Annotated in this window: 16 protein-coding genes and 1 pseudogene; 6 read left to right on the top strand and 11 right to left on the bottom strand. The window is 65.4% G+C overall.

Features of this window, described 5'->3' with window-relative positions:
• Positions 1-88: 88 nt before the first annotated feature.
• The 8 genes and pseudogenes from IFU00_09155 to garD form a co-directional block, all read right to left on the bottom strand.
• Entirely contained in the window at positions 89-2077 is a 1989-nt protein-coding gene (locus IFU00_09155) for a TonB-dependent receptor (protein ID MBD8542448.1), read from the bottom strand.
• A gap of 81 nt (positions 2078-2158) precedes the next feature.
• Positions 2159-2488 (bottom strand): hypothetical protein, encoded by a 330-nt coding sequence (locus IFU00_09150; GenBank protein ID MBD8542447.1) that lies wholly within the window; start codon positions 2486-2488, stop codon positions 2159-2161.
• Positions 2489-2594: 106 nt separating this feature from the next.
• Positions 2595-4130, bottom strand: coding sequence for a beta-lactamase family protein (locus IFU00_09145; GenBank protein MBD8542446.1), 1536 nt, complete (start codon positions 4128-4130; stop codon positions 2595-2597).
• Positions 4131-4234: 104 nt separating this feature from the next.
• A pseudogene (locus tag IFU00_09140) lies at positions 4235-4450 on the bottom strand (hypothetical protein).
• A 162-nt stretch (positions 4451-4612) separates the two neighbouring features.
• Positions 4613-5545 (bottom strand): alpha/beta hydrolase, encoded by a 933-nt coding sequence (locus IFU00_09135; protein MBD8542445.1) that lies wholly within the window; start codon positions 5543-5545, stop codon positions 4613-4615.
• The gene (locus tag IFU00_09130; protein MBD8542444.1) at positions 5542-6417 is read right to left on the bottom strand and encodes an aldose 1-epimerase; all 876 of its coding nucleotides are present in this window, start codon (positions 6415-6417) and stop codon (positions 5542-5544) included. The genes IFU00_09135 and IFU00_09130 overlap by 4 nt, the downstream gene beginning before the upstream one ends.
• A 17-nt stretch (positions 6418-6434) precedes the next feature.
• A complete protein-coding gene (locus IFU00_09125; GenBank protein MBD8542443.1) occupies positions 6435-7259 on the bottom strand; it encodes an NAD(P)-dependent oxidoreductase in 825 nt (274 codons plus the stop codon).
• A gap of 31 nt (positions 7260-7290) precedes the next feature.
• Positions 7291-8832, bottom strand: a complete 1542-nt coding sequence (gene garD / locus IFU00_09120; GenBank protein ID MBD8542442.1) for a galactarate dehydratase — start codon at positions 8830-8832, stop codon at positions 7291-7293.
• Positions 8833-9009: 177 nt separating this feature from the next.
• Between garD and IFU00_09115 the strand changes: the two genes are divergently transcribed.
• From IFU00_09115 to zwf, 5 genes are all read left to right on the top strand, one after another.
• Positions 9010-10419, top strand: coding sequence for a glycoside hydrolase family 88 protein (locus tag IFU00_09115; GenBank protein ID MBD8542441.1), 1410 nt, complete (start codon positions 9010-9012; stop codon positions 10417-10419).
• A 16-nt stretch (positions 10420-10435) separates the two neighbouring features.
• Positions 10436-11656: a DUF4861 family protein gene (locus IFU00_09110; protein MBD8542440.1), complete on the top strand. Its 1221-nt coding sequence runs from the start codon at positions 10436-10438 to the stop codon at positions 11654-11656.
• Positions 11657-11658: 2 nt separating this feature from the next.
• Positions 11659-13494, top strand: coding sequence for a glycoside hydrolase family 28 protein (locus IFU00_09105; protein ID MBD8542439.1), 1836 nt, complete (start codon positions 11659-11661; stop codon positions 13492-13494).
• Between the two features lie 233 nt (positions 13495-13727).
• Entirely contained in the window at positions 13728-16601 is a 2874-nt protein-coding gene (locus tag IFU00_09100; GenBank protein MBD8542438.1) for a TonB-dependent receptor, read from the top strand.
• A gap of 163 nt (positions 16602-16764) precedes the next feature.
• Positions 16765-18231: a glucose-6-phosphate dehydrogenase gene (gene zwf / locus IFU00_09095; protein MBD8542437.1), complete on the top strand. Its 1467-nt coding sequence runs from the start codon at positions 16765-16767 to the stop codon at positions 18229-18231.
• 28 nt (positions 18232-18259) lie between these two features.
• Here zwf and IFU00_09090 read toward each other — a convergent pair whose 3' ends face one another.
• A complete protein-coding gene (locus tag IFU00_09090) occupies positions 18260-18736 on the bottom strand; it encodes a MarR family transcriptional regulator (GenBank protein ID MBD8542436.1) in 477 nt (158 codons plus the stop codon).
• A gap of 37 nt (positions 18737-18773) precedes the next feature.
• Here IFU00_09090 and IFU00_09085 point away from each other — a divergent pair, with 37 nt between their 5' ends.
• Positions 18774-19502 (top strand): siderophore-interacting protein, encoded by a 729-nt coding sequence (locus tag IFU00_09085; protein ID MBD8542435.1) that lies wholly within the window; start codon positions 18774-18776, stop codon positions 19500-19502.
• Positions 19503-19514: 12 nt separating this feature from the next.
• On the opposite strand, the gene IFU00_09080 is transcribed toward IFU00_09085, so the two are convergent.
• Complete coding sequence (locus tag IFU00_09080) at positions 19515-20150, bottom strand: SAM-dependent methyltransferase (GenBank protein MBD8542434.1); 636 nt, start codon at positions 20148-20150, stop codon at positions 19515-19517.
• A 70-nt stretch (positions 20151-20220) separates the two neighbouring features.
• Entirely contained in the window at positions 20221-21171 is a 951-nt protein-coding gene (locus IFU00_09075) for a 2-hydroxyacid dehydrogenase (protein ID MBD8542433.1), read from the bottom strand.
• Between the last annotated feature and the right edge of the window lie 2 nt (positions 21172-21173).

Genomic DNA, 21173 nt, shown 5'->3' with positions numbered 1-21173 from the left:
TGAGGCGACCTGTATAGCGGTCGAACGAAGGTGGCGCCGGACTGCAACGCATCGCGCGCAGCCGGCACCGCCATGTACTGACAGTCTGTCAGAACTTCGTTCTGACACCCACGACGAGACGCCTGCCAGGCAGGGGCGCGATATCCTTGAGCACTGAAGTCGACAAACGGATATCGTCATTCAGCAGATTCTTCGCCAGAGCGAACCAGGTCAGGTCGACGCCCTGCACGCGCTGCGTGTACGACAGGTTGGCGTCGAGCTGGTTATAAGCCGGGGTGTCCTGCAGCTCGTTGGCGGCCAGGCGATCCTGCCCGCGCGCATGGATAAGCGACAGGCCGCCGCGCCATGCCCCCTCGCGGTAGCCGACGCTGGCGCCGATACGGTCTGCCGGCTGCAGCGGCAGGTTGCCACCGCCGTCACCGAGTTCGCCGCGTGAGGTATCGCCAAACAGCCGGCCCGACCAGCCGGCGCCGGTCTGGTTATAGGTCAGCTCGGCTTCCGCACCATGAATGCGGGCACGGCGCTGCTCGAAGGTCCGGGTGCGCAATGCATCACCCGGATTGCCTTCCTCGTCGACCAAGTCGGTGCCGATGCGGCCAAAGATGTAATTGTCGATGTTGTTGCGGAACAGGTTGGTTTTCCAGCGCACGAGGCCCGTGTTCTTTTGCAGCGTCAGTTCGACGTTGCGCGAGGTTTCCTTGTCGAAGTCGGGATTGCCGATGTCGAAAGTGGCAGTCGCGTCGTGCGGTCCGGCCGAGTACAGCTCTTCGATGGCAGGTGCACGCTGTGCATACGACAGCGTCGCCCCCACGCTGTAGCCCGGCATGAACGGCCAGGCCGCGCCCACCGAACCGGAACCGAGGTCAAAGGTGCGCTGCCTGCCGCTCACCGGCTCGCGCTTGACGTTTTCATAGCGCGCGCCGGCGCTCAGGCGCAGCGGACCGGCATCGCCCTCTTCCACCATGAACAATGCCGTGGTCTTCGAATGGGTCAGCGGCACGGTGTCCGGCCCGCCTTCGGCACTGAGCGCCGAGAAGTGGGTGTTCTCGGTCTGGGCGCCGACCGTGCCGCGCAGGCCGGCAATGGCCTCGTGCGTGAGTTCCAGCCGCGTTTCCAATGAGCGGTTATTGAAGATCACCTCGGGGCCATCCTCGCCCAGCTCGGCGTGCTCATAGTCGGTATAGCCGACCTTGAAGCGCAGCGATTCGATGCCCCGCAATGGCTGCCTGAGCATGCTGTCGAAGTCGTAGCGGTCCTGCTTCTGGTCGATGCGCGAACCTTCGTCACTTGGAATGCCGTACAGGTTGGTCAGGTGCGACGCCGACACGCCGGCGTAGCCCCAGCCATCGACCCACGAGGCGCCGGCGCCAAGATTTTTTTCACGCGTGTCCGAGTGCGGCAGGCGGCGCATCGCCGAGTCGGGGTCCTGCAGGACCCGGCGATCCGGAATGCGGTAATCGTCGGTGTCGCGCCAGTTGCCATCGACGTGCAGCGCGATCCTGCCGCTGGCGGCGTCCGCGCTGCCAGAGACATTCTTGCCATTGTCGACCGTGCTGTAGCGGGTCTCGACCTGGCCTGTCGGCGCGGCTTCGAGCCGGGTCGGGATGCGCTCGTTGACGACATTGACCAGGCCGCCAATCGCACCGGAGCCATACAGCAGCGCCGCCGGGCCACGCAGGATCTCGATCTGGCGCGCGACCGCGCCTTCGGCCGATACCGCATGGTCGTTCGACAGGCCCGACACGTCCGACACTGACATACCGTTTTCCAGCATTTTTACCCGCGAACCTTCCAGGCCGCGAATGATGGGGCGCGATGCGCCGGCGCCGAACGCCGACGCGGAGACACCGAGCTCCTGGGACAGCGTCTCGCCGAGCGAACTGCCCGCCTTGTCGCGCAGCTCGTCCCCGGCCAGCACCTTCGCCGGGGTCAGGATCTGGTCGTTTTCACTGTTGCGAAATGGCGAGGCAGTGACGATCACCTGCGGGGTGTCGTTCCCGGGTGCGGATTGGGCGTGGGCGGGCAGATTCCAGGCGAGCAGGATGGCGCTGGCGAGCAGCGTACGTTGAATATTCATGGATACAACCTCGAGCAAAATGGGTGCGAACGGCAATGCCACGGCGGCGCCATGGCAATGCATCGATGACAGCGGATCGAATCAGTTCGCCCGAGGAGGGCCGCGCGGCAGGCACGCGCGGATGGGCTGCGCCCGCACAAGATCGGCGCCAAGCGCCAGTGGACCGGCAACGGCCGTTTGCGGTACGTGGCCCAGGTATTGCGGCAGCGGCAATCCGACATCCAACTGGGCATCGGCCGCGCATTCGGCGCAGAACTCCTGCAGCGCAGGTGCGTCCGGCTGACCGCCCGCTTGCTGCATGACATGGCGTTGCTGCGCGCTATGCCAGTGCGACAGCCCATGCGCCAGCGCCATCTGCTGCGAGACGAGCAATAACAGCGATAGCAGGCAATGAAGGATGGAGCGTGGCATGCGCGGGGAATGGCGGTTGACCGGCGCATTCTACGTGATGCAAGTTGGTTGCGACAGCAATCGTCCAAGACACGACCACATGCCCCTGATAACCAGGGGAAGGCGCTCAGGGCTTCTGCGCCGTGAGGGTGATCTCCTGCACCTTCGGCTCGCGCTCGGGTGTCAATGTAAAGCCGACGTTCACAACACCGGTTTCGCCAACCAGCGCAAACGTACCGCGCAAGGCATTTTCAGCGGTGATCGGCCCGACCGAGGTTATCTTGCCAATCGCGTTCAGCGTGGTACGCGCGTGGGCCATCCACGCGTCGCGCGAGCGGTCAAGGAAAAGGTTGTCGGCGGCGATCGCGTTGCCCAAACCGTCGTCCCACGACTGCACCAGTTGCGCCACCTGCCGGTGGCGCGTCGCCAGGATGGACGACACGGGCACCGGCTGTGGGCCAAGACCGCCCCGCTCGATCAGCATCGCGAGCGCCTTGCCGGTGCGGCCATACACCGGACCGTAACGCAGGTTGGTGAAGGCAAAGACACCGACGCCATGCGCGGGCGCAAAATAGAACTGGCTGCCAAACCCCGGCAAGCCGCCCGAGTGACCGGTGATCACCACATCGCGGCTATCACGCTGCGTGTCAAGGCCATAGCCGTAGAAGCTCACGTCGGGATTGCGTGTTTTTCCATCTAGCATGGTTGCGTTGGCGGACAATCCGGTGAAGACATGCGGCTGTTGCATCTCGCGCACCGACGCCCGGCGCAGCGGGCCCCGCTCCGGGCCGCTGCGGGCTGGCCACGCATCGAGGTGGAATGCCACGTAGCGTGCGAAGTCGTCGGCAGTGGTGATCAAGCCGCCCATGGCGGCGCCATCGCCGTCAGGCAGGATCGGTTCGGGCTCCCACCGATCGCGATCCCACCGGTATCCCAACGCAAGCTTGCCCGGCGCCGCCCGTGTGTATTCCCAGCGTGTGCTGGTCATGCCCAGCGGCTGCAGGATCTCGCGCGTGACGTAATCCTGGAAGCGCATGCCGGACACCTTGCTGACCACCTTGCCCAGCATGATGTAGCCGAGGTTGCTGTATTCGAAGCCTTGACCGGGCGTGGAGGAAAACGACAACCCGCCGGCAATCAGCTGTTCGAGCCTGCTATTGGACAACGTCATCTGGCGGTCGCCCCAGGGGTTGTCTTCGGGCAGCCCGGTGGTCATGGTCATCAGGTGCCGAATCGTCACTGCCGGCGAGTCGGAGGTCGGCAGCGTGACGTCGCGCAGTTCGGGCAGATAATCGGCAACCGGATCGTCAAGGCGCAGCTTGCCGCCGTCACGCAGCTTCAGCACCGCCATCGCCACGAAGCTCTTGGTCATGGAGGCGATCCGAAATTCAGTGACGCTGCTCGCAGCGATCTTGCGCTCGACGTCGGCCAGGCCAAGCGCCCGTACATGCACGAGCTTGCCGTCCAGGACCACGCCGTAGACCAGGCCCGGGAGATGCTCTCGGACAGCGAGCGCCGCGTACATGCGGTCGATCTCGGGAAGCAGCGCGGTGACGCGTTCAGGCCGGCCGGGGGCCGGCGTCTGCGCCTGACAGTTGGCGGCGGTAACGGTGAAAAACGTGAACACCACGACGGACAAGATACGGCAGTAACAGCGTTGCATGCCTGGTTCCTCTGGAAAGCGATAGCTGGTGAAAAGGTCGATTAGTCCGATTGCGGCGCGCCATTTGTCCGCGCCCGTGATTGGCGGGTCTGTTCGATCCGTGCACGTACGGCATCCGCCGTTATTTCTCGCTCGTAGCAGATCGGTGCGTAACCGCCCTGCCGGCTCCAGGCGCTTCGTCCACCGCAGGCACTGCCATTTTGCGTCACATTGTATGGACAAGGGCAGCGGCCAGGATAGGACGCGATGGACTCTTCGATGATCTGGCGCTTGACCGTCTGCTCGCGCGCTGCGGCCGCCTCCTCACCATGCGCCGGCACACCGAGCGCCAAAGCGACGCTGATTGCAGCGCAGCAGAGCCTGAATGTCATGAACCTTACCCCACAATGTTTGCCGCACAATGGCGCCCGCTGTCACTATAGCGACGATTCCTGCGAGAAAAAACGCGCTTTGTAACGATGCATGCTGCTCGCATTGCGACATCACCCGCCAGGCGACCCACCAAACACGCGCTCGATAAAATCGGTCATCGCATCGACCGTCGGCGTGACCCACGGATCGAACAACCAGAATGAATGCGGCGTACCAGGCAACGCGACCGTCTCGGCAACGACACCGTGCTCGTGCAGCTTTGCCGTCATCGCCTCGCGACCGACCGAAAAACGCGGGACGCTGCTCACGATGAACAATACCGGCGGACTCGCCCTGCTCACATGGTTGATCGGCGAGGCCTGCTGCCAGCGCGCCGGCTGCTCGGAGTAGCGCCCGCCAAACCAGGCGCCGGCGGCGGACGGGTTCTTGCTCGGATCGTCCTCGTGGCGCCGTGCTTCTTCGCTCGTGAAATCCGACAGCCCGTCGATATTGATCACCGCCTGGACGGCACCGGGGCTCGTCATGCCAACCAGCGTGGCAATCTGCCCGCCAGCGGAACCGCCCGCGATCACCATCCGGTCGACGTCGGCGCCGTGGACCTCGGGATGCGCGTGCAGCCAACGCATCGCCTCCTTGACGTCATCAATCGCCGCCGGATAGCGCGCCTGACCCGACAAGCGATAGCTGACCGTGGCCGCCGCATAGCCGCGCGCGGCCAGCCTTGCTGCCAGCGGGGCCATCTCGCTACGGTCGCCACTGCGCCAGCCGCCGCCATGCACCAGCACGACGATTGGCGCCGCTTGGTCTCGCGGCCCCGGCGAATACAGGTCGAGCGCCAGCGACAATTCGCCCCGGCGCGCGTAGACAATGTCCTTGCGCACCCGGACGGGCGCCGGCGCCGTGCTGCTGGCAATGCGGATGTCGGGATAGGCGGCGACGAGTTTGCGGTACGTGGTCTCGGCGTTGTACGGCTGGGCGGTAGCGATGTTGACGGCGCCGGCGACCGGCAACAGCAGCCAGATCGCCAGCGGCCAGCGCGTCACAGCGACTCGCCCCGGAAGATGACCGAGCGGCTCACACTGGCGCCGGGCGCCAGCACGGTGAGGCCAGGATAGCCCGGCATATTGTGCGCATTGATCGGATGGTCGACCGGCTCGAAGCAGAAGAAATCGCGGCCCGGTGGCGCGTAAAGGATGAAGTAATCCATCGCCGCCTCGATGGCGAGGCCCACGCCCCGCCCCGGCCAGCGCACACGCGCGACCCCGTCCCATCCGGCGAATGCGTTGTCGACAGCTTCCTTTGGCAGCGGCGCGAACGTGCGGTAGTCCCAGTGCGCAGGTACGGCGCGCCGGCTCGACGGCAGCTTGTCGGCGCCCGACAGCCAGACCGCATCGGCGCGCGCCTGCAGCTGCGCGCCGCCCGGGTCGGGCAGCCACGGATGCAGACCCAGTCCGAATGGCAGCGCCACGGCGCCGGCATTGCGCACGGTGAGTTCGACGATCAGTGCGTCGTCATCGAGCGTGTAGCGCAGCGTGGCGTCATACGCGAGCGGCGCGAATTCGTGGCGCGTCAGGCGCAGCAGGATCGAATCGAAGGTCAGCGATTGCACGTCCCACGCCTGCTGCCAGCCATCGCCATGAATGGCGACCTTCTCGCCTGGGCGGTTCGGCGTTGGCACATACCGCTGGCCGGCGTATTCGAAGCCGGATGGCGCGATCCGGTTCGACCATGGCACCAGCGGGAAGCAGGCCAGCTGGCCCGGCTGCGGCATGCCCGAAAAATCCGGCGGGAGGCCGCGCAGCAGTGGCACCGGTTGTGCGCCACGCAGCCAGTCCAGGCGCGCGAGGCTGCCGCCGATCTGCGGCACGATCTCGGCCGCCAGGCTGTGGTTGCGCAGGACGAGGCGTTGCAGCATGGGGCGCGCCACCGGCATCAGTATTGCGGGCCGTCGAGCAGGAATTTACCGCCCTGGTAGATCGTCGTCACATCGTCCGGGGCAGGGAATTCGGCCGAATCCGGGAACAGGTGCGCAAAGGTGCGCGAACTGTCCTTGGGCTTGAAGCCCAGGTGCGCGACCAGCCGGTTGTCCCACCAGACGCTGTCGTTGTCCGACATGCCGTAGACGATCGTGTGGCCCACACGCGGCGCAAATAGCGCGCAGCGCAGCAGTTCGGTCAGGTCGTCATACGACAGATAGGTACTCATCATGCGCTTGTTGGCCGGCTCCGGGAAGCTCGAGCCGATCCGCACGCACACCGTCTCGATGCCGAAGCGGTCGTAGTAATAGCGCGACATCTGCTCGCCGAACACCTTCGACAGACCGTAGTAGCTGTCCGGGCGGGTCGGCGAATTCGCGTCGAGCATCTCGGTCGTGCGGTGGTAGCCGATCGCATGGTTCGAGCTGGCAAAGATCACGCGCTTCGTGCCGGCCTTGTGCAGCGCCTCGTACAGGTTGGCCACGCCCAGGATATTGGCCTGCATGATCGGCTCGAACGGCTTTTCAGTAGAGACGCCGCCAAAGTGCAGCACGGCGTCCACGCCCTCCAGCAGCTTGATCACCGCTTCCCGGTCGGCCAGGTCGCACTGGACGATCTCTTCGCCTTCGCGGGCTTCGCCCATGTCGACGACATCCGACAGCCGCACCACGTCGGCCCACGGCTTGATGCGATCGCGCAGCACCTTGCCCAGGCCGCCGGCCGCGCCGGTCAGCAGGATGCGTTTGAATGGCTTGCCCACTTTGTTCTCAACTTCGGTCATGCACGGTCTCCTGAATGTTTCTATTTGTAGATTACGTCACCGGCGCCGGATTGAACAGCGCCAGCGAATTGTGCAGCTTCCACTGTTCGGCCCAGGTCTGGCGCCCGCTGGCGACGTCGAGAATCAGGCGGAAGAGTTCCCAGCCCACGTCCTCGATACTCGCTTCGCCGGTGGCAATGCGGCCGGCGTCGACGTCCATCAGGTCGTGCCAGCGGCGTGCCAGCTCGGAGCGCGTCGCCATCTTGATCACGGGGACCGCGGCCAGGCCGTACGGCGTGCCGCGCCCCGTGGTAAACACGTGGACGTTCATGCCGGCGGCCATCTGCAGCGTACCGCAAATGAAGTCGCTGGCCGGCGTGGCCGCGTAGATCAGGCCTTTCTGCTTCAGTTTGTCGCCGGGCGAGAGCACGCCGGTAATCGCCGTGCTGCCCGACTTTACGATCGAGCCCATCGCCTTTTCGACGATGTTCGACAGGCCGCCCTTCTTGTTGCCGGGCGTGGTATTCGCGCTGCGGTCGACGCCGCCGCGCACCAGGTAATCGTCGTACCACTGCATCTCGCGCACCATCGCCGCAGCCACTTCGGGCGTGGCGGCGCGCGCCGTCAACTGGTCGATCCCGTCGCGCACCTCGGTCACTTCCGAGAACATCACGGCCGCGCCGGCGCGCACCAGCAGGTCGGTCGCAAAGCCGACAGCCGGGTTGGCGGTCACGCCGGAGAACGCGTCGCTGCCGCCGCACTGCACGCCCACCACCAGTTCGGACGCCGGACAGGTGGTGCGCTGGCGGGCATTGAGCGCTTCCAGGTGGCGCTGCGCAGTGGCCATCAGGTTGTCGATCATCGACATGAACCCGACATGCTGCGCATCCTGCAGGCATATGACCGACGGTTCGGCGGCGCCGATCGGTATCGAGCCGGCCGGGAACAGGCGCGTTGGCGGCAGCTTCTCGCAGCCAAGGCTCACGACCATGACGTTGTCGCCAAAATTCGGGTTCTTCGACAGGTTGCGCAGCGTGCGGATCGGGATCTCTGCGCCCGGCGCATCGATCGCCACGCCGCAGCCATAATTGTGTTCGAGCGAGACGACATCGTCGACGTTCGGGTAGCGCGGCAGCAGTTCGGCCCGGATGCGCTTGACCGCATGTTCGATCACACCCGACACGCACTGCACGGTGCTGGTCACCGCCAGCACGTTGCGGGTGCCGACCGACCCGTCACGATTGCGAAAGCCCTCGAAGGTGTAACCCTCGAGCGGCGGGAAGGAGGCGACCGCGTGCGTCCCCACCGGCAGGTCGTCCAGCGAGCGGGCGGCCGGCATGTGCAGCACCTTTTCCGAGATCCAGCTGCCGCGCGGGATCGCGCCATTGGCGTACCCGATCGTCACGCCGTAGCGGATCACCGCGTCGCCGTCGAGCAGGTCGACCAGCGCGACCTTGTGCCCCTGCGGGACGCCCTCCACCAGCACCAGCCCGTCCGCAAGGACGGTGCCGGCCGGCAGGCCACCGTCGTTGGCGACGATCGCCACATTGTCGCTGGCTTGCATGCGGATAGTACGAGGGACGAGCTGGTTCATTGGTCTGCCTTATCTGGAAGTTCCGAGAAAGTATGCCATACAAAATCGAAAAGTGGCTAGTCCACCTTGCGATTTTGGTCTGACCAAATTAGAATGGCCTGACCAAAAGAGCGCTACCTGCACGACCAAGACACAGGTAAATACATAAGTGAAAATCACGATGCCGATTGGAGACAAATGAAACTGCATCTGCAACGCCCATTGCTTGCAGCCCTGCTGGGCTGCGCGTTGATATCCTCGTCCGCGCTGGCGCAGGGCCCGTACCGCAATCCCGACAACACGAATCTGGGCGACGCTGGCGAAGGCACCTACCCGATCCCCTATAAAAAGCCGGTGGTGGCGGAAGTCACCGCGCAGTTGCAGGCCATCCGCGCCTTCATGGACCGCGCGACGCCAACCCGCATCGTCAGCAAGCGCACCGGCCAGCCGATCACGGACCTGAAAAAGCCGAGCGCCGACGCGGTCTTCGAAAAGAGCGCCGGCGACTACGGGATCCAGGTCTACGAGATGGGCGTGGTGCATTCGGGCCTGCTCAAGGCTGCCGAGGTTACCAAGGACCAGGGCTTTACCGCCATGACCAAACGCCACTTCGCTTTCTTTGCCGAGACGCTGCCGTACTTTCGTGCACAGGAACAGCAGTTCAAGCTCGAACGGGCCAACAGCTTTTCGCGCTTTCTCGATCCCCGCTCTCTCGACGACGCCGGCTCGATGTGCGCCGCCCTGATCCGCGCGCGCGCCGCCAGGGTCGGGCCGGACCTCAAGCCCATGATCGACACCTGCAGCGACTGGGTCGCCAAGCGCCAGTTCCGGCTGGACGACGGCACGATGGCCCGCAAGCGCCCGCAGGAAGTCTCGCTGTGGGCCGACGACATGTATATGAGCATCCCGGCGCTGGCCGAGATGGGCCGGCTGACGGGCGAGCGCGCGTATTTCGACGACGCCGTCAATAATGTGATGGGCATGTCGAGCCGCATGTTCAATCCCCAGCTTGGCCTGTACACGCACGGCTGGCATGCGAACCACCCGGACGCGCCGCGCTTTTACTGGGCGCGCGCCAATGGCTGGGCGGTGCTGGCGATGTCCGACCTGCTCGACGTGCTGCCAAAAGACCATCCCGGCTACCCGAAAGTGCTGGCACAGCTGCGCGCGTCGCTCAAGGGCATCGCCGAACTGCAAAGCGGCAGCGGCCTGTGGCACCAGATGATCGACCGCAACGACTCGTATCTTGAAACGTCGGCCAGCGCGATCTTCACCTATGTGTTCGCGCATGCGGTCAACCAGGGCTGGGTCAGCCCGACGACCTACGGCTCGATCGCGCAAGCCGGCTGGAACGCGCTGTCCACCCGCATCACGGCGTTGGGCCAAGTGGAAGGCACGTGCGTGGGCACGACGCTGGCCGGCGATATGGTTTATTACTACCACCGCCCGACGAGCGTGGATGCGCTGCACGGCTACGGCCCGATGCTGCTGGCCGGCGCCGAAATCATCCGCCTGGTGACGAACCCCGCGTTCGAGGTGCAGCACAAGGTGCGCACGTACCACTACATGCCCAAGGGCGGGCAGACCGACTACCGCGAACACCACTGACCTCGGAGTGACTGACATGAACCGACTCGTACTCGCCGCGCTGCTCATCCCCGCAGTGGCCGCGCCGCTGGCGCACGCCCATGCGGACAGCATCCGCGTGACCGTCGAACAAGACCTGGCCATTGCCCGCCCTTCCGAGACCATCTCGATCCCGTGGAAGGACGTCAACGCCGCCCTGCCCGGCGCGATGGTGCAGAAAATCGCGGTGAAGGATGCGCGTGGCCGGGTGCTGCCGCACCAGGTGACGAATATCGCGCCACAGGCCAAGGACCCGAAGAACGAAGGCGTCGCCTACGGCGAACTGCTGTTCCAGCACAGCTTTGCCGCCGGCGAAAAGAGCGCCGGGTTCACCATCGAGCGCATCGACGGCGTCGCCCCACCGTTCCCGATCAAGACCTTCGCGCGCCAGGTACCCGAGCGGCTGGACGACTTCGCGTGGGAAAATGACAAGATCGCCCACCGCACCTACGGGCCGGCGCTGGCAGCGCCCGCCCCGCCTGGCGTCGTCAAGGAAGTCCTGGTCACGAGCGGCCTGGATATCTGGTTCAAGCGCGTCGATTATCCGATCGTCGACCGCTGGTACAACAAGGGCCACGACCACTATCACAAGGACCAGGGCGAAGGCATGGACATGTACAACGTCGGCAAGTCGCGCGGCGCCGGTGGCACCGGCATCTGGAGCGGTGCGACCTTGTACCCGGGCGTGAACTACGCGAACTTCAAGATCCTGGCCAATGGCCCGATCCGCACGGTGTTCGAGCTGCACTACGCGCCGTGGGACGCGAGCGGGCGCCAGGTCAGCGAAGTCAAACGCTTCACGGTCGATGCCGGCCACTGGTTCGACCGCATCGACAGCACCTTCACCGCCAGCGGCAACCGCCCGTTGATGGTCGCCGTGGGCCTGAACAAGACGCCGGGCGACAAGGGCCAGTCCCCGGAAATCGCCACCACGCGCGATGGCAAGGTGCTGCTGCAGTGGGTCGAGCAGACCACCAACGATGCCTTCGGTACCGCGATTGTGCTGCCAACCGCCGAAGGCTTCGCCCAGGACGCGCTCAATGAGCTGATCGTGGCCAACGCCATGCCGGGCCAGCCGCTGCGCTACTACGCAGGCGCCGCCTGGCGCCGCGCTGGCGAGATCACCAGCCGCGAACAATGGCAAGACCAGGCAGCGGCCGTCGCCGCGCGCGACGCCAGCCCGGTGCGCGTGACAATCGCGCCCGCCAAAGGAGACTGACGATGGCATTTCACCCCACACGCCGCGCGCTGCTGCGCACCGTACCGGCGGCCTCGCTGCTGCTCTCCGGCGTCAAGCCCGCCCTCGCCGCCGCTACCGTCGCTGCACCCGCGCCGCCCGACCCGTGGCAGCGCGCCAACGACATCATCGCCCGCTTCGCCACGCCCTTGGCGTTTCGCAAGGAAGACTTCGACGTCATCGCCTACGGCGCCAAGCCGGCCGCGCTGATGGAGGTGCCGGGCCAGGTCGCCTCGCTCGTCGATGGCATGCTCGACACGCCGGCGCCCGGCTCGCCCGACTGCTATCCGGCCATCGCGGCTGCAATTTCCGCCTGCCATGCCAAGGGCGGTGGGCGCGTCGTAATCCCGAAAGGCGAGTGGTATTGCGCCGGGCCGATCGTGCTGCGCTCGAATGTCCACGTGCACCTGGCCGCCGGCGCGCGCGTGCATTTTTCGGCCAACCCCGAGCACTATGCGCGTCACGGCGCGCATGACTGCGGCGCCAACGGCAAGCTGGTGCTGTCGCGCTGGCAGGGCAACGACTGCCTGAATTATTCGCCGATGGTGTACGCGATCGACCAGCAGAATATCGCCCTCACCGGCGAAGACTGGACCAGCATCCTCAATGGCCAGGGCGGCGTGCCGTTCGAACCGGGCTTCGCGCAGCAACCGGAATGCTGGTGGGACTGGAAGGGGCGCGGCAAACCGGTACGGACCCGCACCGAAGTGGCCGCCAATCCGGCCAACGCCCCGCTCGACCGCGTCGTTCCCGGTATCGACGCGCGGCTGCAGGCAAGCATCCAGGGTGATGGCGACCGCTGGCAGACCGACTCGCGCTATCTGCCCGCGCTGTCCGAGGCCGGCGTGCCGGTCGAACGGCGCGTGTTCGGCCATGGCCACTATCTGCGCCCGTGCATGATCGAGCTGATTGGCTGCAGCAAGGTGCTGCTGCAGGGCTACCAGGTCAATGCCGCGCCGTTCTGGCTGCACCACCCGGTCAATTGCAGGGACCTCGTGATCCGCCGCGTGGACATGGAAAGCCTGGGCCCGAACAGCGACGGGTTCGACCCGGAGGCTTGCGACGGCGTGCTGGTCGACGAGTGCCACTTCAATAATGGCGACGACTGCATTGCCATCAAGGCCGGCAAGAACCGCGACACGCAGCATGGCCCGACGCGCAATATCGTCATCCAGCGCTGCGTGATGAACAGCGGCCATGGCGGCGTCACGCTCGGCAGCGAGATGGCTGGCGGGATCGAGCACGTCTACGCGCAGCAGCTCGATTTTCGCAATACCCATTGGAAGGACGATCCGCTGAACACGGCGATCCGGCTCAAGACAAACATGAACCGGGGCGGCTTTCTGCGCCACCTGTACGTGCGCGACGTGACGCTGCCCAATGGCGTGGCGCTCGAACCCGGGCTGTACAAGCCGCTGGCCGGCGCGCATGAGCTCAAGCAGCCGGTCGCCTCGAGCGCCGGCGCGATCATCACGATCGACTGCGATTACGTGCCGGGCGACGACACGATGCGCAGTCGTCCACCGCAGGTGTCGGACATCGACATCCGCAATGTGCGCGCCAGGAATGTCGCGACGGGCAAGGGTCAATTCTCGTGCTATCAGGCGTTCGTGCTGCTCGGCCCCGTGGCGTCGAGCTTCAACGGCAAGCCGGGCACACCGATACCGCCGATCGCGCGCGTGCGCATCAGCGATTCGGATTTCGGCACGCCCGCCAACACGCGCCAGCCGTGGTTCGTGCACAACGCTGTCGACATCACGTTGGACAACGTCACCATTGCCGGCAAGCGATACAAGCAGGTCTTGCACAAAAAGACCTGACTCGCAACAGGTCAGGCCAGATGAAAAATATTTTTTAATTGGTCTGACCAAAATTGCCAGTTGTGACATAGAATTCAAAAACTGGCCTGACCAGATTAAACAATGCAGCGCCGGTGGACCAACCGATGTCCACCCCGATAAAAACGCATGGAGACAGCATGAACCAACACCCGCACCGCGCATCGCTGCGCAAACTCACCCTGTGCCTGCTCGGCACAGCCTCGGTATCCGCCATGTCGCTGGGCCCCGCGTTCGCGCAGGAAGTGGCCGCGACACCGGCCGGCGCCGGCGCAGCGCAAACGGTGGTCGTCACGGGCCTGCGCGCCTCGCTCGAAAGCGCCCTGAACGCCAAGCGCCAGGAAAACGGCATCGTCGACGTCATCAAGTCGGAAGACATGGGCAAGTTCCCTGACACGAACCTGGCCGAGTCGCTGCAGCGGGTGCCGGGCGTCGTCATCGACCGCGATGCGGGTGAAGGCCGTTCGATCACCGTACGCGGCCTGGGCCAGGACTTTACCCGCGTGCGCATCAACGGCATCGAGGGCCTGGCCACCACCGGCGGCACCGACAGCTCGGGCGGCACCAACCGTGGCCGCGGCTTCGACTTCAACGTGTTTGCGTCTGAACTGTTCAGCGCCCTGACGGTGCGCAAGAGCTCTTCGGCCGATGTCGACGAAGGCTCGCTTGGCGCCACCGTCGACCTGCAGACGCTGCGCCCGTTCGACCTGAAAGGCTTCAACGCCACGGTCGCCCTCAAGGGCAAGTACAACGACGGCTCCGAGAAGACCGATCCGCGCGCGGCCTTCATGATTTCGGATACGTTCTTCGACCGCAAGGTCGGCGTGCTGGTCTCGGGCGCATTCTCGAAACGCCGTGTACTGGAAGACGGTTTCAGCACCGTGCGCTGGGATAACGGCCCGTCGTCCGGCGGCTGGTGCGCACCGCAAGGCGCTGCCGCCGCCAACCCGGCCAACTCCACCGCGACCACCTGCGGCCCCGCCGCACAAGGTGTCGCGCGCCTGCCGAACACCCCGGAAAACCAGGCTGCCTACAACGCCGCCAGCAGCCCGGACAACTTCCATCCGCGCCTGCCACGTTATGGCCGCCTGACCCACGACCAGGATCGCCTGGGCCTGACCGCCTCGGTGCAGTGGCGCCCGCAGCGCGGCACCCTGCTCACGTTCGACATGCTGTACTCGAAGCTCGACGCCACGCGCCAGGAAGACTTCCTGGAAGCGACCTCGTTCAGCCGCAGCGCCAGCCAGGGCGGCAAGCCGCAAATGAGCGTGGTGCAGGCCGAGTACGCGCCGAACGGCGCTCTGCTGTATGGCAAATACAACGGCGTTGACATCCGCTCCGAGCAGCGCTTCGACGAACTGAAGACCACCTTCACGCAGCCGACGCTGACGCTCGAACACAAGATCACCGACACGCTGAGCATGAGCGCCCGCTACGGCCGCGCCAATTCGAAGTTCCGCAATCCGGTGCAGACCACGGTCACGCTCGACGCGCTGAACGTCGACGGCTACACGCTCGACTTCCGCAACGACGACCGCCGCCCGGTCATCGGCTATCCGTTCGACCCGATGGGCAACCGTCTGGGCCTGGTCGGCGTACCGCAGGTGGCCAGCGGCACGCAGCCATCGACGGTCCCCAACACCACGACCAGCGAGATCCGCACCCGTCCGCAAGGCACCGACAACGTCAACAACGTCGGCCAGTTCGACCTGGCGTGGGAAGCCAGTGACATCTTCACGATCAAGGGTGGCGTCAACAGCAAGAAGTACAGCTCGGACACCTACGAATTCCGGCGCGTGAACCAGAACGACACGATCTTCGCACCGCCCGCAGGCGCCACCGGCCTGACGTCCAACCTGACCGGCTTTGGCAGCAACCTGGGCCTCCCCGCCGGAAATCCGACCGGCTGGGTCGTGCCGAACCTGCAGGCGATCGCCGCTGCCTACGACATCTACTGCAACTGCATCAAGAGCGGTCCTGCAGGCGGCCCGGGCGACTTCCGGCTGTCGTCGATCGAGAACGGCAATGCACGCGGCAACAACCGCTCGGTCACCGAGAAGAGCGATGGCCTGTACCTGATGGGCGAGTTCCGCTACGACCTGTGGAATATCCCGGTGCGCGGCAACGTCGGCGTGCGCCATGTGAAGACCGACCTGTCGACGACCGGCTACCAGGCCGCCGGCGGTGGCACCGCGGTCACGGTCGACCACGACTACAAGGACACGCTGCCATCGTTCAACCTGGCTGCGAACATCACCGACGAATTCATCGTGCGCGTCGGCGCCGCCAAGGTCATGACGCGCCCGCAACTGGGCTTCCTGTCGCCGGGCGGCAGCATCGCGACCACCGGCAACCTGTCGATCAACACGGGCAACCCGTTCCTGAAACCGTTCCGCGCCAAGACCTTCGACACCAGCTTCGAGTACTACTTCAAGAACAAGGCGTTCGTCGGCGTGGGCCTGTTCCAGAAGAACATCGACACCTATATCCAGAGCCTGCGTACCAACGTGGCGTTCCGCGATTCGGGTCTGCCGCTGTCGCTGCTGCCGGCAAACTTCACGGGTGAAGAAGTGTTTGCGCTGACCACCCCGGTCAATACCGACGGCGGCAAGCTGAAAGGCTTCGAGATCAACTACCAGCAGCCGTTCACGTTCCTGCCCGGCTGGGGCAAGAACTTCGGCACGCTGCTGAACTACACCCGGGTCTCGTCGAAGATCGAATACCTGGTCTCGCCGACCAGCGACGCGCGCATCACGGACGACCTGCTGAACCTGTCGCCGAAAGCATGGAACGCCACGCTGTTCTATGACGACGGCAAGTTCAGCGCGCGTGTCTCGGCCGCCCAGCGCTCGGGCTTCGTGACCCGCGTGCCGGGTCAGAACAACAACGACGTCGAAGGCAAGAATGAAACGCTCAACGTCGACCTGTCGTTCTCGTACAAGGTCAACGACAAGCTCGAGTTCACGCTCGAAGGCGTCAACCTGACCAACGAAGAAAGCGACCAGTTCATCAGCCGGGCGCGCAACAGCGTCGTCGTCAACAACGTCACGGGCCGCGAATATCTGTTCGGGCTGCGTTACAAGTTCTGACCGAACGCGTCCTTGCGTCCTTGGGCCCGCGCTTGCGCGGGCTTTTTTTCGTCCACGTCAGGCATACCCCGGCGGCACGCCGGGCATCCGTCGGGCCTCAGGTACGCTACAATCTACGGCCCGCGACGCACGCGATTTTCTCCAACCTGCCAGCGAAAGACCCATGAGCACCTCGACCGAGATTGACAACGGCCTCCCCCTCGACATGACCATCTTCGGCGGGATGGGCGACCTTGCCATGCGCAAGCTGCTGCCCGCCCTGTACATGGCCTACCTGCACGGCAACCTGCCGGCATCGACCCGCATCCTGTCGACCGGCCGCCAGGACTATGACCGCGCGGCCTATCTCGCCTTCATCGAAGAGCATTCGCGCTCGTTCATCAGCGGCGACAACTTCAACGAGAAAAGCTGGGCCGGTTTCCTGGATCTGCTGGTCTACGTGAAGGTCGACGTCGCTGAGGCGCCGGTCTTCGACACGCTGCGCGACGTCTCGCGCGATGGCGCCCAGCGCGTGTTCTATCTCGCCACCGCGCCATCGCTGTTCACGATGATCTGCGACAAGCTCGCCGCCACCGGCCTGGTCGACGCCAATGCGCGCGTCGTGCTCGAGAAACCGCTGGGGCGCGACCTGGCCTCGGCCGTCGAGATCAACGAGGCGGTCGGCAAGCATTTTGCCGAGTCGCAGATCTACCGCATCGACCACTACCTGGGCAAAGAGACCGTGCAGAACCTGATGGTGCTGCGCTTCGGGAACTCGATCCTGGAACCGCTGTGGCGCGCTCCGAACATCGCCAGCGTGCAGATCACGGTGGCCGAAGAAGTCGGCGTGGGCAGCCGCGCGGGCTTCTACGACAGCGCCGGCGCGATGCGCGACATGGTGCAGAACCACCTGATGCAGCTGCTGTGCATCGTGGCGATGGAGCCGCCAACCTCGCTCTCGCCCGACGCCGTGCGCGATGAAAAGCTCAAGGTGCTGCGCTCGCTGCGCCGCATGGGCCTGGCCGATATCGCGCGCGACACCGTGCGTGGCCAGTATTCGCGTGGCGTGAGCGGCAACCAGGAAGCGAAGGGCTATCACGAAGAAAGCAACGTGCCGGCCGACAGCCACACCGAGACCTTCGTCGCCCTGCGCGCCCACATCGATACCTGGCGCTGGTCGAAGGTGCCGTTCTATCTGCGCACCGGCAAGCGCATGGCGCGGCGCTCGTCGAAGATCGTCATCGAGTTCGCCAATCCGCCGTTCCCGCTGTTCCCGGAAACGCCAGGCGGCGTGGCCAATCGCCTCGTCATCGAGCTGCAGCCCGAAGAAGCGATCAAGCTGCAGATCTTCGCCAAGCAGCCAGGCAGCGGCATGCTGATGCAGCAGGTCGCGCTGAACCTCGATCTGCAGTCGGCATTCGCGCAGCGCCGCGCCGAAGCCTATGAACGCCTGCTGATCGACGTCGTACGTGGCCGCCTGACGCACTTCATGCGCCGCGATGAACTCGAGGCAGCGTGGGAATGGGTCGAGCCGATCATCAATGGCTGGGAGACGCTGGGCGAAAAGCCCCATGCGTATGCGGCCGGTTCGTGGGGTCCGCCGGAATCGTTCGCGCTGCTGGCGCGCGACGGCTTCGGCTGGGTCGAGTAAACGATTCGACCCACCCGCCGGCGCGGCCTCAGGCCGCGCCGGCTTCCAGGTTGGCGCGCACGCGCGCCAGCAACGCCATCAACTGGGCCTGCTCGGCCCCGTCCAGCCCTGCCAGGGCAATCTTTCCCAATGCGCCGCTTTGCCGTCGCAGTTCCTCAGACACCGCCTGCCCTGCACTGCTCAATGTGAGCCGTGTACTGCGCCGATCCGCCTCGTCGGCTGTCGCATCGAGCATCCCCGCATCGCGCAAGCCCTTGATCAGGCGCGCAACCTGCGCCTTGTCACGGCCCGAATGCGCGACCAGCTCGCTCTGCGTCGCGCCGGGATGACGGCCGAAAAACCGCAGCACCTTGATTTCCATGTGCGCCAGCTCGTGCGAGCCGGCCTGCACGCCGCTGCGCAGACCGCGCATCTGCTGCGAACGATACAGGTGCACGATCGCATGCATGACCTCGAGCGGATCTTCGCCGCCTTTTTGGTTGACTCTATCAACTTCTTTTTGCATAATGGTGGACGTTATCAACTAATTGATGGAGTGTAGCATGAGTGAAAACCGCATCCCCACGATCGAACGCGTGCGCCACGACCTGAAACTGCGCGAGGTCACCGTGGCGCGCATCAACCGCGTCAGCCCCGGCTTTGCCGGCATCACGTTCCAGGGCGAGGCGCTGGCGGACTTCACGTCGCTGTCGTTCGACGACCACGTCAAGTTCATGTTCAACGATGCCAGTGGCGAGCAGGTACGGCGCGACTACACACCGCGCCGGGTCGACACCGACGCCCGCGAGATCGACATCGAATTTGCGCTGCACGGCCATGGCGGTGCGGCCGAGTGGGCGCGCAATGCAACCATTGGCCAGCGCGCGACCATCGGCGGGCCGCGCGGTTCGATGATCCTGCCGCTGGCGATGGACTGGCACCTGCTGATCGGCGACGACAGCGCGCTGCCGGCCGTGACGCGCCGGCTCGAGGAATTGCCGGCAGACGCCCGCGTCGACGCAGTGCTGCTGGTGAGCGCCGCGGACCGCCGCACGTTGGTGACCCGCGCCGATGCCCGTATCCACTGGGTCGACAGCGACGATGCGCTGTTGCAGGTGCTGAAGGAGTTGCCGGCGCAGGCGGGCGCCGGGCTGGCCTGGGGTGGCGGCGAAGCGGCGCTGATGGCGCGTGTGCGCCAGGTGCTGGTCGAGGCAGGCATGCCACGCCAGGCGGCCAAAGTATCGGCCTACTGGAAGCGCGGCGTGGCCGATCATCACGAGCGCCTGGACTGACCGGGCAGCCGCTCAGCGCGGATAGGTGAACCCGGTGGCGATATCCATCGGCACCAGGCGTTTGCCATCGCGCACCATCAGGCGGTCGGGCGGTTCGTCGCCGGCCAGTGCGCCCGGCGTGTTCAACAGGCCTTCGCCCTGGCGCACGAGCGGGTCGCTGCGTTCGTAGACGTTGCGGCAACCGGTGGCCTTCAATAGCGCCTGCACGACCGGCACCTTCCACATGTCGACACCGGCAGCGTTGAACTGGCAGATCAGGTAGCCATCGGCCCCACCATATTGATGCACCTGCAAGCCCGGCAAGCCATCTTTTTCACCATCGATCAAACCGATCAGCGCCTGCGGATCGGCAATGCGCAGCGTGGCGGCGCGCTTGTCGATGGCGGCCTGGACGCGGCGCTTGATCATTGCATGATCGACCGGTTCGTCCTCGCGCAACGACCACATGCGCCCGACGATCTGCGACTTGGCGTTGTAGGCGGCGCGGCCGATGAACTGGCGCGTCGACGTTTGGACGATGGCGGTGATGCCCGGCTTGTTGCGTTCGTGGCCCTTGCCGTCGACTTTTTCGACGGCCGACAGGTAGATCCACGGGTCGCCGGCGAGCAGGGCTTTTTCCTTGCCCTGCTTGATGGTGATGATGAGCATGTGTGACTTTCGTTTGCAGGACGGGGATGATACAGCAATGCGGCGCCCTTATCTCCCCTTGTTGACGACCTCAGTCCACCGGCGTCGGCAGCGGCTGGCCTTCGAAATGCGCGACCAGATTAGCCACTGCCAGCGCGCCCATCGCGCGCCGCGCTTCAACGGTAAAACTGCCCACGTGCGGCGTGAGCACGACATTGTCCAGCGCCAGCAGCGCCTGCGGCACCTGCGGTTCTTGTTCGAACACGTCCAGGCCCGCGGCGCCCAGCCGGCCGTCCTGCAGTGCCGCTACCAGCGCCGCTTCGTCGACCACGGTGCCGCGCGCGATGTTGATCAGGGTGCCTTGCGGCCCCAGCGCCTCGATGATCTCCTGGTCGATCATGCCCTGCGTGTCGGCGCCGCCCGGCATGCACAGCACGAGCATGTCGCTCTCCTGTGCCAGTGCGAGCAGCGTCGCACTGCGCTGCGCGGGCGCCGGCCCGGGGCTGCGCTGGTAGTAGCGGATCTGCAGCCCGAAGCCCTCCAGGCGCGTGGCGACAGCCTGGCCGATGCGCCCGAAGCCGACGATGCCGGCGACCTTGCCCTTCAGTGCGCGCGCCTGCACGTCTCCCAGGGGCGCCTTGGCCAGCCAGTCACCGGCGCGCACATAGCGATCGAGCACCGGCAGGCGCCGCACCGTGGCCAGCAGCAACAACACGGCGAAATCGGCCACGTCGTCGGTCAGCACGTCGGGCGTGTTGGTCACGTGAATGCCCTTTTCAGCCAACAGCGACAGCGGCACCGCATCGACGCCCACGCCGTGCACCGTCACGATCTCAAGCTGCGGCAGGCTTGCCACCAGCGCCGGCGTGACACCGACCGTGCCGGTGGTGAGCACACCGCGGATGCTGCCGGCGATCGCGTCGAACGCGGCGTCGCCCGCCTGCGGGATCGCTTTCATGAAGTGACAGTCGAAGGCTTGCGCCACCTGTTCGCGCACGTCGTCCGACCAGACGCTGCCCAATACGAGAATGCTCGGTTTCATCG

The organism is Oxalobacteraceae sp. CFBP 8761 (assembly GCA_014841595.1).
Taxonomy (GTDB): domain Bacteria; phylum Pseudomonadota; class Gammaproteobacteria; order Burkholderiales; family Burkholderiaceae_D; genus Telluria.
This window is presented reverse-complemented; position numbering and strand designations above follow the sequence as displayed.